This window comes from Bradyrhizobium sp. CIR48, from assembly GCF_014198315.1.
Lineage (GTDB): Bacteria > Pseudomonadota > Alphaproteobacteria > Rhizobiales > Xanthobacteraceae > Bradyrhizobium.
This window is the reverse complement of sequence record NZ_JACIHG010000016.1, coordinates 73941-88031: the sequence shown is the minus strand read 5'-3', so window position 1 is coordinate 88031 and position 14091 is coordinate 73941. Positions and strand designations below refer to the sequence as shown.

Below are 14091 nucleotides of genomic sequence, written 5' to 3'. Positions count from 1 at the left end.
CGCCGGCACTCAGCGCTTGGCCGGCATCAGCACCACTATCACCCCGATGGCGAATTGCGCATAATTTTCGGAGCTGGCTTTTTCGGTGGCCGCCGAACTGATCAGGCTGGCGGCGCCTCGATCGCCAAACAAATAGCCGCTGACCTGATATTCCTTCGTGCCGTCAGGCTTCATCATCAGTCGGCGCGCCTTGAACAGGCGTGGCACCTTGGTGCCGCTGTCGCCATCAATTCCGAGAATCGAGATCTTCTGTCCCGGCGTCCGTTGCTCCAGCATCTTGACGATTTGCGTCTGCTCTTGCCGGAATTGCTCCAGCGTCATTGTGTTGCCGGGAGGATAGAACCGAAAGCTCACCCTCGACTGCGCACCGCAGGCGGGTTGCTCGCACAGGAACATGTGGACGTCGTTGGGCCTCAGCTCATAGCGGAATCCGCCGACCGAGAAAGGCGGGCCGCGCTCCGCCCCGGATTTCGGGGCCTCGGCGAAAGCCGTGCCGCCCGCCAGCAGCGCGGCGAGCAGCGACAACAAGCAAACGTAAGACCGCATCGATACTCCCGCAACCCTGGCCTATCAGGCCGCCCCGCCAAAACTTATAGTTGGGGCCCTCGGGATACGCTAGTGCAGTATCGGTTAGAGACCTCGGCGCGCGTTGTGGATGCTGGTCGTGCTCAACGGATGCGCCGCGACGAAGATGAGGATGCAACGCATCTTCACCCGAGCAGCTCCACCCGATAATTCTCGATCACGGTATTCGCCAGCAGCTTGTCGGCGGCTTCCTTCAGCGCGGCTTCCGCCTTGGTCTTGTCGGCGCCGGCGAGCTCGATGTCGAACACCTTGCCCTGGCGGACGCTGGCGACGCCGTCGACGCCGAGCGACTTCAGCGCGCCTTCGATGGCCTTGCCTTGCGGATCGAGGATGCCCGTCTTCAAGGTAACGGTGACACGTGCCTTCACGTCAAAAATCCCCTCAGCTCTTCACCAGCACCGGGCCGGAGCCCTGCGGACGCTCGTTCTCCATGAGGATGCCGAGGCGCTTTGCAACTTCAGTATAGGCCTCGAGCAAGCCGCCGAGATCCCTGCGGAAACGGTCCTTGTCGAGCTTCTCGTTCGACTTGATGTCCCACAGACGGCAGCTGTCCGGCGAGATCTCGTCGGCGACGATGATGCGCATCATCTCGTTCTCGAACAGGCGTCCGCATTCCATCTTGAAGTCGACGAGGCGGATGCCGATGCCGAGGAAGAGGCCGGTGAGGAAGTCGTTGACACGGATGGCAAGCGCCATGATGTCGTCGATCTCCTGCGGCGTCGCCCAGCCGAAGGCCGTGATGTGCTCTTCGGACACCATGGGGTCGTTGAGCTGGTCGTTCTTGTAGTAGAATTCGATGATCGAACGGGGCAGCTGGGTGCCCTCCTCGATGCCGAGGCGCTGTGACAGCGAGCCGGCAGCGACGTTGCGCACCACTACCTCGAGCGGCACGATCTCGACCTCGCGAATCAGCTGCTCGCGCATGTTGAGGCGGCGGATGAAGTGGGTCGGCACCCCGATGTCGTTGAGGTGCTGAAACAGGTACTCCGAGATCCGGTTGTTGAGGACGCCCTTGCCCTCGATCACCTGATGCTTTTTCGCATTGAACGCGGTCGCGTCGTCCTTGAAGTGCTGGATCAGGGTACCGGGCTCCGGGCCTTCATACAGAACCTTTGCCTTGCCTTCATAAATGCGACGCCGACGGCTCATGGGGATGTACCGTGTTTTGTTGAAATCCATGTATTTGGTGTGCTCCGGTTACTAGGATTTACGACCCACAGCGGAGCTGCCGTGAACGGCCCGGAACCCCATCTATAACCCTTGGAAACAGAACGGGAACCAAGCCTTCAGGCAACCTATCCGATTGGCTGACCGAGCACAATCGATCCGGCCGTCCGGCACCAACTTATACCGTCTTGCCCTGCGGCTTAACGGCCCGTTGTTTTGCCGATTCGTGCTCTCTATGTAGGCATGCAGTCGGGTCGCCGCAACGGAAGGCTCCCGCTCCATCAGCACGGGATTTGGAACAAGGCATGAGCGAGTTCGACAAGCGCCAGGAAGGTTTCGAGAAGAAGTACGCCCTCGACGAGGAGCAGAAATTCAAGGCGGAGGCCCGCCGCAACCGGCTGCTCGGGCTGTGGGCGGCCGAAAAGCTCGGCATGTCCGGCGATGCCGCCACCGCCTATGCCAAGGAGGTGGTCGCGGCCGACTTCGAGGAGGCCGGCGATGCCGACGTCCTGCGCAAGCTGACAACCGATTTCGCCGCCAAGAACGTCGCCGTCACCGAGCAGGCGATTCGCGCCAAGATGAGCGAGCTGCTCGCGGTCGCCGCCGCCGAGGTGAAGGCGGGGAAATAATACGCTCAGGCCCGACGCCGGCGCGCAATGACCTTGCGCGCCGGCGGTCTTTTTTGGGCGCCCCGCCTGGCCGGGCCGTCGAACGTGGCGTAGTCGCGGCGGATGGTCTCCAGCAGATGCTGAGCGGCAGCACTCAGGAAGCCGCCGAGACGAGTCACCAGGACGATGTGCTGGTCCGCGGCGAGATCGCCGACGGTGATCGTCGAGATCGCTCCCGCATGCAGCTCCTCCGCCACATGGCTCCGCGCCAATAGCGCAAGGCCGAAGCCCGCCTCCACGAGCCGCTTTTGCGCCGTGAGGCTGTCCACCGCCGTCCACTCCACGTCCCCGAGGCCTTGCGTCAGGAACAGCGCGAACACGTGAGCCGCTGCGATCTCACGGCGGCCGCGCGTTTCCGGGAACGCGATCCAGCGCTCGCCGCGAAGCTCGGCAAGCCGCTTGACGCGCTTGTTGGCGAGCGGATGGTCGGACGCACAGACCACCTGCAACGCCTCGCTCAGCACCAGCTCACAGGCGAGATCGCCGGCCAGGTCGGTATTGTAACGCAAGCCGATCGTGGCCTCGCCGCGCCGGATGAGATCAGAGACCTCCGCGCTGGTCGCGGTCCGCAGGGCAAGCGCGACCGCGGGATTATCCGCGGCAAACCGTTTCATGATGCCCGACAGGCGGCCGTCGGCGAGCGTGCCGGTCACGGCCAGCGAAACCGGACCCGAAGGCTGCTTGGTCAGCGCACGTATCGCCTGCTCGGCGTCCTGCGCCGCCGCGACGGCGCGCTCGGCATAGGGGATCAGCACGCGCCCGGCGTCGCTGAGCCGCGTACGGCCCGCGATCCTCTCGAACAGGAGCACGCCGAGCTCCTGCTCCAGCAGCGCAATACGGCGCGAAATCGCCGGCTGCGAGCGATGCAGGAATTTCGCGGCATTCGAGACCCCGCCTCTGCGATGAACGGTCAGGAAGGTATTGAGGGCATCGCTGTCCATGGCGGACACCTCATGCAAAAAACTGATGACTATAAGAGGAATAACAAATTTGGCGGATGGCGAGAATGCCCCTAAGGCTTGCCGGCAGACAAGGTCAAGCGGAGACGAGCCATGACGAGCCAATTGGACAAAGCGAAAGCATTTCGCGCCCTGCACGAGCGGCCCGGCGCGTTCATCATTCCCAACCCCTGGGATGCCGGCACCGCAAAACTGCTCGCCGCGGCCGGCTTCGAGGCGCTTGCAACCACGAGCCTCGGCCTTGCCAACATGCAGGGAAGCTCGACCGTCAGCCTGGACGCGATCCTTGAGAATTGCCGCGCGATCGCGCAGGCCACCGATCTTCCGGTCAGCGTCGATCTGGAAAACTGCGGCGCGCACGATCCGAGACGCGCAGCCGAGGCGATCCGGCGCGCCGCCGAGGCCGGTGCGGTCGGCGGCTCGATCGAGGATTCGACGGGCGACCGCGATCGGCCGATCTACGACTTCTCGCTGGCGGTCGAGCGCGTGCAGGCGGCCGTCGAGACGGCGCGCTCGCTGTCGTATCCCTTTACGCTGACGGCGCGGGCGGAAAACCTTCTTCACGGGCGCAACGATCTCGACGACACGATCCGGCGGCTTCAGGCGTACGAAGCGGCGGGCGCGGCTGTCCTCTACGCCCCCGGGGTCCACGACCTTGCCACGATCAGGATGGTCGTCGCCTCGGTCGGAAAACCCTTCAACCTCGTGATGGGTTTTGCCGATCCGACGCTGACGCTCGCGCAATTGTCCGCGGCCGGCGTCAAGCGCATCAGCGTCGGTGGCGCCATGTCGCGATACGCGCTGGCCGCCTTCCTGAAGGGCGCGCGCGAGATGAAGGAGAATGGCTCCTTCACCTATGTTCGCGAGATGGCACCGATCAAGGACCTGCGCGCCGCCTTCGCCGCGGTCACTCCTCCTTGAAGCCGTATTCCGGCACGTTGCCGCTGGCGCCGTAATATTTGTACGGCAGGAATTTGCCGCTCATGGTGATCTTGACGCGGTCGCCCTTCGGGTTGGCGACGCGTTCGATTCCCATGTCAAAGTCGATCGCCGACATGATGCCGTCGCCGAATTCTTCTTCGATCAGCGCCTTCCAGGCCGGGCCGTTCACCATCACCATCTCGTAGAAGCGATAGATCAAGGGATCGGTCGGCGGCATCGGCGTGCCGGCGCCGCGCATCGGCACCTCGTTGAGCATCGCCGTCTCCGCCTTCGACAGGCCGAACAGCTCGCCGGCATTGGCGGCCTGCGGCTTCGTCAGCTTCATCTGGCCAAGAATGGCGCCGACGATGAGGACCTCGGAATACCCCCCGATCTTGTCGCAGATGTGCTTCCAGCTCCAGCCCTTCTCGCGCTTGATGTCGAGCAGCTTCTCGGTGAGGTCTTCGCGTTTCATGTCAGGTCTCCGTTTCAGGCAGTCAGTCCGGGACTGGTCCCGGGAATCCAGGTCTGGCGTTGCTCGTCACCACTGGTCGCGATCGTCAGGCCGGGCTTGCCGATATGCACCAGCGGTACATTCCGTGGATCGTGACCGGGTGTCTCGGCGGTAAACGTCTTGCTGCGCGTCACCAGGAAATCGATGATGTGGTTGCGCAGCGCGTAATAGAGCGGATGGCGGTGCAGATCGGTGCGGCCGCGGTCTCTCGGCAGCGGATTTTCGACGACCTCCGCGAGCACCGCGCCAGGCCCGTTGGTCATCAGGAAGATCTTGTCGGCGAGGTAGATCGCCTCGTCGACATCATGGCTGATCATGAACGCGGTCTGCCCGGTCTCGAGGCAAATGCGCCGCACCTCGTCCTGCAGCGTGCCGCGCGTCAGCGCGTCCAGCGCCGAGAACGGCTCGTCCATCAGCATGATCTTCGGCATGATCGAGAGCGCACGTGCGATGCCGACGCGCTGCTTCATGCCGCCCGACAGCTCTGACGGCCGCTTGTGCTCGGAGCCAGTCAAGCCGACGAGATCGATGAAGCTCTGCGCGTGCGCCTTCACCTTGGCGCGGTCCCAGCTGCGCCATTTCGAGCTCACGGCATAGGTGACGTTGCCGAGCACGGTTCGCCAGGGCAACAGCGCGTGGCTCTGGAAGATCACCGCACGGTCGAGGCTGGTGCCCGAAATCGCCTGCCCGTCGACGATGACGGCGCCCTCGCTCGGCGCATCGAGGCCGGCGAGGATGTTGAGCACCGTGGTCTTGCCGCAGCCGGAATGCCCAATCACGCAAGCAAACTCGCCCCGCGCCATCGAGAGCCACAGGTTCTCGAAAACGGTGGTCGTGGCACCGCCGGCGCCCGGATAGCGCTTCGCGATGGCTTCGATGGAGATGAATTTGTCGGTCATCGCCCCTACTCCGGATACGTGACCATGCGCGTGAAGCGCGCCAGGATCTGGTCGAGCAGCATCCCGACGATCCCGATCAGGAGGATCGCGATGATCACGTTGGTGATCGACAGATTATTCCACTCGTTCCAGACGAAGTAGCCGATGCCGGTGCCGCCGACGAGCATTTCGGCAGCGACGATCACGAGCCAGGCGATGCCGATCGAGATGCGCATGCCGGTCAGGATCGTCGGCGCCGCCGCCGGGAGGATCACGGTGAAGGCGCGCCTGACGGTGCCGACCTCGAGCGTTCGCGCAACGTTGATCCATTCCTTGCGCACGCTGGCAACGCCGAACACGGTGTTGAGCAGCATCGGCCAGATCGAGCAGATGAAGATGACGAAGATCGCCGAGATCGAGGAATCCTTGATGGTGTAGAGCGCGAGCGGCATCCAGGCCAGCGGCGAGATCGGCTTCAGCACCTGGATGAAGGGATCGAGCGCCTTGCTGAGTAGCGGCGACATGCCGATCAGGAAGCCGAGCGGGATCGCGACCAGCACCGCGAGCAGATAGCCGGTGCCGACGCGCCCGATGGAATATGCGAGCTGAATGCCCAGCCCCTTGTCGTTCGGCCCGTTGTCGTAGAACGGCCGTCTCAGATGCTCCCAGAGCTTGGCGCCGACGTCGAGCGGCCCGGGCATCGCCGATTTGCCCTGCGTCGCGGTCAGGCCCATCAGCTTGGCATATTCGGGGCTCATCGTGGCGACGGGGCCTGTCGAGCGCGTGGCGAGATGCCAGATGCCGAGGAACGCGGCGAGCAGCGCGATGGAAACGAGACCGGCGCGGAGACGGAGGGAGGAGGTCATCGCGCAAGACCTCTCCCCATGTCGTCCCGGCGAACGCCGGGACCCATACCGCGGAATCTATCGATCGCAATCGGTGGGCGTACCGAACGACGAGTCTTCGCCAAACGTCTCCCTGGGGTTATGGGTCCCGGCGTTCGCAGGGACGACGCTTGGGAGAAAGCGCAGCCCATCACGACGACTTCCTGATCTTGAAGCTCGCGACATAGTCCTCCGGCTTGGCCGGATCGAAAGTCTTGCCCATCACCGCAAACGACTTGTACGCGCTCGCCGGCGGCGACAGGCCCATCTCGGTCATCAGCTTCTTGGTGTCGGTGGCCAGATACACCTGCTCGGCCACCGCCTTGTAGTCGACGTCGCCCTTGATCTGGCCCCAGCGCTTCATCTGCGTCAGCATCCACACCGCAAAGGATTGCCAGGGGAACGGATCGAAATCGACGCGCTTGGCGTCGGTCTTCACGCCGCCGAGACCGTCGGCATAGGTGCCGAGGACCTGTTCGAGCACCGTGACGGGCGCGTTGATGTAGTTGGCGGGCGCGATCGCCTCTGCAATCTGCTTGCGGTTCTCGGCCTTCGAGGCATAGGCGGTGGCATCGACGATGGCGCGGGTCAGCGCCGCAAAGCTGTTTGGCGCTGACGTGATGAACTCGCGGCTTGCGGCAAAGCTGCAGCAGGGATGCCCGTCCCAGATCTCCTTCGACAACAGATGCATGAAGCCGACGCCGTCATAGATCGCGCGCTGGCAGATGTTGTCGGGCGCGAGGAAGCCGTCGATGTTGTCGGCACGCAAATTGGCGACCATCTCCGGCGGCGGCACCGAGCGCAGCTGCACGTCGGTATCGGGATCGAGACCATGCTCGGCGAGATAGTAGCGCAGCAGGTAATTGTGCATGGAATAGTCGAAGGGGATGGCGAATTTCAGGCCCTTCCAATCCTTGGGGTCGCGCTTGTCCTTGTGCTTGGCCGCCAGCACGATGCCCTGCCCGTTGATGTTCTCGATCGCGGGCACCGCAAATGGGATGGCGTTTGCGCCCAGGCCGAGCGAGATCGCGATCGGCATCGGCGCCAGCATATGCGCGGCGTCGTATTCCTTGTTGATGGTCTTGTCGCGGATCACGGCCCAGCCGGCGGTCTTGACCACTTCGACATTGAGTCCGTGCTTGGAGTAAAAGCCCATCGGCGCCGCCATGATGATGGGCGTGGCGCAGGTGATCGGAATGAACCCGACCTTGAGGTCCTTCTTCTCGGGCGTACCGGCCTGCGCGAACACCTCGGTCGCCGTCTTGAGCGGGAAGAACTGTGACAGTGCAGCAAGCGCAGTCGATGCGCCGACCGACTTCAGGAATGCACGCCGCGCCACGTCCTGCGGAAACATCGCGCGCATCACCGCGGAGGCGACGACGTCCTCGTAACGCTTCTCTTGGCTTTCAACCGGTTCGCAATGCAGCGCCGTCGCCTGCTCGTGCTCCGCCGCAGAACGATGCTGGCCGCAGATACAGCCGGCTCGAAGGTTGCGATCGGAATCAAACGGATTGTCGAACGTGGACATCGGCCCTCCTGCGCGTCATTGCGGGGAGGAATTACGCAAGGAGCATGCCACGACCCTAGAAGCGGCCAGTGCCTTGATGACGCAGTAATTTCGCCTGCGCTTGGCCACTACGAAAATTCGTGATAAACGAGATTTCGTAGTTCAATTACGAGATTTCGCAATGGCAACGACGCCAATGCCCATCCACGATGATGTGGCTTCCGCCATCGACCCGCGCATCGCGGCGTTCGAATCCTCCGTCGAGGCGACGCTTCTGGTCGACCCCTACGGCGACCAGATCGTCGATGCCAATCCCGCCGCCTGTGCTCTTCTCGGCTACGACCGCGCCCTGCTGCGGCAGACCCGGGCCAGCACGCTCCATGCCGGCGAGCTTCCCGCCCTTACCGTCTTCACCCAGGCCGTGCTGCACAAGGGCGCCTATTGGACCACGGCGCTCAATCCCCGCCATGCCACGGGGCAAGATCTCCGGCTCGAATACGCCGGCTGCCTGCTGCCGCATGACGGCCGCACGCTGCTGCTGCTGACGCTGACCGATCTCGAAGCGCGCCGCCGGCGCAATGTCGATGCCGCCGCCGAAGACCACATGCGCGGCGGCATTTCGACCTGGCAGCGGGTCGAGCGCGTGTTTCAGGACATCGAACGCGAGAACCAGCTGATCCTGCGCGCCGCCGGCGAAGGCATCTATGGCGTGAACGCGGAAGGCAAGACCACCTTCGTCAATCCCGCGGCCGAGCGCATGCTCGGCTGGACCGCCGAAGAGCTGGTCGGCAAGGAGATCCACCCGATCGTCCACCACACCCATCACGACGGCCGCCACTATCACAACCACGATTGCCCGATCTATGCGGCGTTCCGCGATGGCGCCGTGCACCAGGTCGACGGCGAGGTGTTTTGGCGCAAGGACGGCTCGCCCGCCTGGGTCGAATACACATCGACTCCGATCCGCGATCGCGGCGTCGTGGTCGGCGCCGTCGTGGTGTTTCGCGACGTCAGCCAGCGCCGCGAGGCCGACGAGAAGCTGCACGCCGCCCTTGCCGAGGTCGACCGCCTGCGCGAACGGCTCGAGCTGGAAAACGCCTATCTCCAGGAAGAAATCCGCATCGAGACCAATCCGCGCGGCATCATCGGTGGAAGCGAGGCGATCCAGAAGACGTTGCGGCAGGTCAAGCTGGTGGCGCCAACCACCGCGGCGGTGATGATCAACGGCGAATCCGGCACCGGCAAGGAGCTGATCGCGCGCGCCATCCATGAGGACTCCACCCGCAGCGACCGGCCGCTGATCCGCGTCAACTGCGCCGCGATCCCGCGCGAATTGTTCGAGAGCGAGTTCTTCGGCCATGTCCGAGGCGCCTTCACCGGGGCGACGCGCGACCGCATCGGCCGCTTCGAGCTCGCCGACGGCGGCACGCTGTTCCTCGACGAGGTCGGCGAGATTCCGCTCGAACTCCAAGGTAAGCTGCTGCGCGTGCTGCAGGAAGGCCATTTCGAGCGCGTCGGCGAGGCGCGCACCCGCGCGGTCGACGTTCGTGTCATCGCCGCGACCAATCGCGATCTCAAGCAGGAGGTCCAGCGCGGCCGCTTTCGCGAGGACCTCTATTTCCGCCTCAACGTCTTCCCGATCGAGACCGTCCCCCTGCGCGAGCGGCGCGACGACATTGCCCTCCTCGCCCAGCACTTTTTGACGAGCGAGAGCAAGGCGTTGAAGTCGAATTTGCGCCTGTCGGAAGGCGATGCGCGGCGCCTGGCGCGTTACGACTGGCCCGGCAACGTGCGCGAATTGCAGAACGTGATCGAGCGTGCCGCGATCCTGTCGCAGAACGGACGCCTGCGGATCGACCTGCCCGACGCCTCCGGCGCGCAAGCGCCTAGCGGTGCCGCCCGCCAGAAGCTCGACGCGCGTCCCGCCGTCATGACGTCGTCGGAAATGCGCGACCACGAGCGCGCCAACATTCTCGCCGCGCTCGAGGCCTGCGCCGGAAAAGTCTTCGGCCCCGGCGGCGCGGCCGAGATGCTGGACATCAAGCCGACCACGCTGGCCTCGCGGATCAAGGCGCTGGGAATTGCGCCGCGTTCGCGGACTGGCCTCAACGGTTTGGCATGAAGCGATCAGCTTCGATGCTGGCCACGGGCTCATTTCACCTCTCCCGCTTGCGGGGGAGGTCGGCGCGAAGCGCCGGGTGGGGGCTCTCTCCACACTGGGAATCCCGCTGAGGAGACACCCCACCCCAACCCTCCCCCGCAAGCGGGAGAGGGAGTGCACTTCCTTCGTGGCAACACGACCCGATCTAGTCAGGCGCGCTCACGCCGCCTTGGTCGTGACACCCGCAGCAATCGGCAATCCCTGCTCGATCGGCAGCGATGGATCGCGCGACCATTCGTTCCAGGAGCCGAAATACATCCGCACGTCCTTCACGCCGGCATTCTTCAGCGCCAGGAAGGTGTTCGAGGCGCGCGCGCCCTTGAAGCAATAGAGATAGACCGGCGTCGTCGGCGAGATGCCGACGGTGGCGCATTCGGCCAGGATCTCGTCCTTGGACTTGAAGCGGGGCCCTTCCGCGGTCGGCTTCATCATGCGGTACCATTCGAGCCAGACCGCGCCGGGGATGCGGCCCTTGCGCGGGCAGAAATCCTTTCCATAGGGCGAAGAGCTGTCGCCGATCCATTCGTCGACATCACGCACGTCGAGAATGGCGATGCCGGGCTTGCCGACCGCGGCGAGCATGGTCTTCGCATCGATCAGGATATCGCCGGCTTCCGGCACGACCGCGAACGAGGCCTTCGCCGGTACCGGGACATCCTTCGTCACCGGAAGACCCGCGGCCGACCACGCGTCGAAGCCGCCATGCAGCACCTTCACCTTGGGATAGCCGAGCATGGTGAGCAGATAGTAGCCGCGGCAGGACTGGCCGAAGCCGGAATTCATCGACTGCTCGTAGATCACCGCGGTCTCCTTGCCGGAGAGACCGGCAGCGCCGAAGGCGTCGGCGAATTTGGTCTTCAGCTCGCTCATGCCTTCCGGCGTCGAGGTCGCGAGAAACGTGAAGATCTCGTGCACGTTCACGGCGCCCGGCAGGTGCCCGGCGCCATAGGCGTCGGGATTGCGGGTGTCGATGACGACACAGGGTTCGAGCTTCAAGAGATCGGCAAGTTCGCTGGCAGAGATCAGAACGTCCGTCATTGGCAGCCTCTCCGTTGAGGTTAAGTGGTCTTCTGGGGTGGACTCGTGAAGCTCAGTAATCGGCGAGCATCTTGCGCAGCTGCTTGGTGGCCGGCGTGACGATCGCGACGAAATAGGCCTCGCGCAGCCGTCGCTGCGCGCGGTGACTCCTGAGATAGCCGCGTGCGCCACAATGCAGCATCGCCGCATGCGCCGCCGCGACGCTGGCCTCGCCGGCGCGAAGCCTGAGCGCGATCACCTTGCGCCAGTAGGTCTCGTCCTCGTTGTAGGGATCGCGCGCCAGCACCATGGTCTCGGCCTCGAGCTCGGCAGCGAGATCGCGGAAATGCACCGGCTGCTGCGGCAGATAGCGGTTGATATGGCCGAGCGGACTTCCGACCTCGTCCATGATGTTGATGCAATCGCGGATCACGCCCAGCGCCATGCCGGCCTGCAGCAGGATGAACCCGGCGCGGATCTTCTTCACGAAGGGCCCGGCGGGATCCGCGAGGATCAATTCGTCCGGCACGAAGACGTCGCGGAACTGCACGCCATAGGTGCCGGTGCCATCCATCGCGAGGAACGGCTTGCACGGCGTCAGCGCGATCGCGGGATCCGAGCAGTCGGCCAGGAACATGACCGTGCCCTCTTCGTCTTCACGCTCGAAGATGGTGCCGAAATAATGATCGGGGCCGAGATTGGAGACCCAGGGCAGCGCGCCGCGCACGATATAGCCGCCCTCGACCTTCTTGCCTTTCAGCTTCAGTTTCTCGATCCCGAAAAAGCTCTTCATCGGGTTGGAGAGCCCGGTGCCGCCGAGCACGCGGCCGGTCGAGAACGTATCGCCGAAACGTTTTGCCAGCTTCAGATTCGTCGAGTTGGCCGCGTACCAGACCAGCGTGTTCTGGCACCAGGCCATGAAGGCCGTGGCGCCGCAGACCTCGCCGATAGCAGCCATCGCCTGGATCGCGCAGCGCAGATCCGCGGGATCTTCGTGCGGCACGTGACTGCCCCAGGCGCCGACCGCGCCGAACTTGCGCAGCACCTCGGCGGGATAGACCGAGCCGTCGTCGATGCCGGCGGCAAGCGGCGCGAGATCTTCGCGCGCGATCCGCGCCACCTCCCCTGCAATGGACGGTGCGGGCTGATCCAAAACCTCGGCCCGCGATAAAGCCAGTGACCCCATGATCGTCTCCCGCACCTTGTCCTGGTTGCTGTCAGCTAGATGCCGACCTCGAGATTGACCGGCCGGGTGAAGGTGTTGGCGACCGGCGACCATTTCTTCACATGGGCGACCAGCGCGTTGATCTCGTCCTGCGAGACGCCCTCGCATTCCATGTCGACCTTGACGCGGACATCGGTGAAGCCGACCGGCTTGTCCGAGGTGTCGCCGGTGCCCCAGACCGCGGTGATGTTGAGATCGCCTTCGAGCTCGAGCTCGAGCTTGTTGACGATCCAGCCGCGATGCACGGCGTTGGCGTGCAGGCCGACCGCGAGGCACGAGCCGAGCGCAGCAAGCGAGGCCTCCGACGGATTGGGCGCGGTGTCGTCGCCCAGCAGCCCCGGCGGCTCGTCGACGATATAGGGCGGCAGATTGCGGATGTAGTTGGCGTGGCGGAATTTGCCTTCCGCGACCGTCTTGCATTTCAAGGTCTTGACGACCTTCGGATTGGCCTTGCCGCTCGCGATCAGTTGCTCGAGGCCATTCTTGTCGATGGGCGCAAGGCACCCCGTCAGCACTGTCTTTTGAACGACGGCAGTCATCATCTTCTCCCTGGCAGCCGTGGAAAACGGCAGGATACCGAACGGTCTGTTTCCTTGCATGGAGCGTGCCAGACGAGACCGAAAACGAAATGCGAGGCATTGGAGCCGCTTAGCGATGGCTGCCTGCGGATTGATCAGCCGCACTCTGCTCAAAGGCCATGCAGATGAGATCGCCAGTGCGAATCTTTTTAGCGCGGAGCAGATGCGACTTGATGATACCGCGCGGCTGCGATTAAGTTGCAATCCATGGCCAAACCTTCACTGAACAAGCCTTCACTGAACAAGATGTCGTCGAAGAAGAACGCGCCGCATTCAGGCGGCGGCGATGACGAATCCGCGCGCGGGCGCCTGCTCAGCGCCGCCTCGCATCTGTTTTGCAAGAACGGAATCAACGCCACCGGCATCGATGCGATCATCGAGGAGGCCGGCACCGCGAAGACCACGCTTTACAAATTGTTCGGCTCCAAGACCAACCTCGTCAACGCGGTGCTGGAGAGCGAAGGCAAGCAATGGCGCGAATGGTTCATCGGCGCCATGGAAGACGGCGGCGGCGATGCGCAGGCGAAACTGGCGCGCATCTTTCCGGCCCTGAAGAGCTGGTTTGCCGAAGAGCGCTTCTACGGCTGCCCCTTCATCAACGCGGTCGGCGAGCACGACAAGGACGCCAAGCAATTCCGCAACATCGCGCTGAAGCACAAGAAGATCGTGCTCGGCCACATCGAGAAGCTCGCCGCCGAGCTGGGCTCGAGCGAGCCCGCAATGCTCGCGCATCAGCTCGGCCTCATCATCGACGGTGCCATCGTCGCCGCGATGATCTCGCGCGACCCAGGCGTGGCCGATACAGCGGCACTCACGGCCGGGCCCCTGCTCGGCCAGTCCAAGGCGAAGAAGAAGCGTGAGCTCGAGGCGGTATGATCGCTCTCACGTCGTAGCCCGCGGAGCAAAGCGGAAGGCGGGGACACTGTCCCGGATTACTCCATCCGGGCTACGATGACTTCGTAGGGTGGGCAAAGGCGCAAAGCGCCGTGCCCACGATCTGCCTCGGTCCTTCTCGAACGACGTCGTG

15 protein-coding genes are annotated in these 14091 nt (G+C 64.0%); 4 read left to right on the top strand and 11 right to left on the bottom strand.

What is annotated here, in order from left to right:
• Positions 1 to 9 precede the first annotated feature (9 nt).
• From GGD66_RS36520 to purC, 3 genes are all read right to left on the bottom strand, one after another.
• Positions 10 to 525: a hypothetical protein gene (locus tag GGD66_RS36520; RefSeq protein WP_312012515.1), complete on the bottom strand. Its 516-nt coding sequence runs from the start codon at positions 523 to 525 to the stop codon at positions 10 to 12.
• Between the two features lie 185 nt (positions 526 to 710).
• A complete protein-coding gene (gene purS / locus GGD66_RS36515) occupies positions 711 to 953 on the bottom strand; it encodes a phosphoribosylformylglycinamidine synthase subunit PurS (protein ID WP_092259039.1) in 243 nt (80 codons plus the stop codon).
• Positions 954 to 966: 13 nt separating this feature from the next.
• On the bottom strand, positions 967 to 1734 hold the full coding sequence (purC, locus tag GGD66_RS36510) for a phosphoribosylaminoimidazolesuccinocarboxamide synthase (RefSeq protein ID WP_173015815.1): 768 nt from the start codon (positions 1732 to 1734) through the stop codon (positions 967 to 969).
• A 323-nt stretch (positions 1735 to 2057) separates the two neighbouring features.
• On the opposite strand from purC, the gene GGD66_RS36505 reads away from it, so the two are divergent.
• The gene (locus GGD66_RS36505; protein WP_018316600.1) at positions 2058 to 2381 is read left to right on the top strand and encodes a DUF1476 domain-containing protein; all 324 of its coding nucleotides are present in this window, start codon (positions 2058 to 2060) and stop codon (positions 2379 to 2381) included.
• Between the two features lie 5 nt (positions 2382 to 2386).
• On the opposite strand, the gene GGD66_RS36500 is transcribed toward GGD66_RS36505, so the two are convergent.
• Positions 2387 to 3361: a LysR family transcriptional regulator gene (locus GGD66_RS36500; RefSeq protein ID WP_183230043.1), complete on the bottom strand. Its 975-nt coding sequence runs from the start codon at positions 3359 to 3361 to the stop codon at positions 2387 to 2389.
• Positions 3362 to 3472: 111 nt separating this feature from the next.
• Between GGD66_RS36500 and GGD66_RS36495 the strand changes: the two genes are divergently transcribed.
• The gene (locus GGD66_RS36495; protein ID WP_183261523.1) at positions 3473 to 4300 is read left to right on the top strand and encodes an oxaloacetate decarboxylase; all 828 of its coding nucleotides are present in this window, start codon (positions 3473 to 3475) and stop codon (positions 4298 to 4300) included.
• On the opposite strand, the gene cynS is transcribed toward GGD66_RS36495, so the two are convergent.
• The 4 genes from cynS to GGD66_RS36475 form a co-directional block, all read right to left on the bottom strand.
• A complete protein-coding gene (gene cynS / locus GGD66_RS36490; protein WP_018316603.1) occupies positions 4287 to 4775 on the bottom strand; it encodes a cyanase in 489 nt (162 codons plus the stop codon). The genes GGD66_RS36495 and cynS overlap by 14 nt on opposite strands.
• A gap of 14 nt (positions 4776 to 4789) precedes the next feature.
• Positions 4790 to 5713, bottom strand: coding sequence for an ABC transporter ATP-binding protein (locus GGD66_RS36485; protein ID WP_092259033.1), 924 nt, complete (start codon positions 5711 to 5713; stop codon positions 4790 to 4792).
• 5 nt (positions 5714 to 5718) lie between these two features.
• Positions 5719 to 6558, bottom strand: coding sequence for a nitrate ABC transporter permease (gene ntrB / locus GGD66_RS36480; protein ID WP_183261522.1), 840 nt, complete (start codon positions 6556 to 6558; stop codon positions 5719 to 5721).
• A gap of 169 nt (positions 6559 to 6727) precedes the next feature.
• A complete protein-coding gene (locus tag GGD66_RS36475; RefSeq protein ID WP_183261518.1) occupies positions 6728 to 8104 on the bottom strand; it encodes a CmpA/NrtA family ABC transporter substrate-binding protein in 1377 nt (458 codons plus the stop codon).
• Between the two features lie 160 nt (positions 8105 to 8264).
• On the opposite strand from GGD66_RS36475, the gene GGD66_RS36470 reads away from it, so the two are divergent.
• Positions 8265 to 10205: a sigma 54-interacting transcriptional regulator gene (locus tag GGD66_RS36470; RefSeq protein ID WP_183261516.1), complete on the top strand. Its 1941-nt coding sequence runs from the start codon at positions 8265 to 8267 to the stop codon at positions 10203 to 10205.
• A gap of 198 nt (positions 10206 to 10403) precedes the next feature.
• On the opposite strand, the gene GGD66_RS36465 is transcribed toward GGD66_RS36470, so the two are convergent.
• From GGD66_RS36465 to GGD66_RS36455, 3 genes are read right to left on the bottom strand one after another with little or no spacing between them, the layout of a single operon-like run.
• Positions 10404 to 11282, bottom strand: a complete 879-nt coding sequence (locus GGD66_RS36465; protein ID WP_183261513.1) for a sulfurtransferase — start codon at positions 11280 to 11282, stop codon at positions 10404 to 10406.
• A 52-nt stretch (positions 11283 to 11334) separates the two neighbouring features.
• Complete coding sequence (locus GGD66_RS36460) at positions 11335 to 12447, bottom strand: acyl-CoA dehydrogenase family protein (protein ID WP_183261511.1); 1113 nt, start codon at positions 12445 to 12447, stop codon at positions 11335 to 11337.
• 35 nt (positions 12448 to 12482) lie between these two features.
• Positions 12483 to 13025 (bottom strand): OsmC family protein, encoded by a 543-nt coding sequence (locus GGD66_RS36455; protein ID WP_152102721.1) that lies wholly within the window; start codon positions 13023 to 13025, stop codon positions 12483 to 12485.
• Positions 13026 to 13271: 246 nt separating this feature from the next.
• On the opposite strand from GGD66_RS36455, the gene GGD66_RS36450 reads away from it, so the two are divergent.
• Positions 13272 to 13940, top strand: a complete 669-nt coding sequence (locus tag GGD66_RS36450) for a TetR/AcrR family transcriptional regulator (RefSeq protein WP_183230057.1) — start codon at positions 13272 to 13274, stop codon at positions 13938 to 13940.
• Positions 13941 to 14091: the final 151 nt, after the last annotated feature.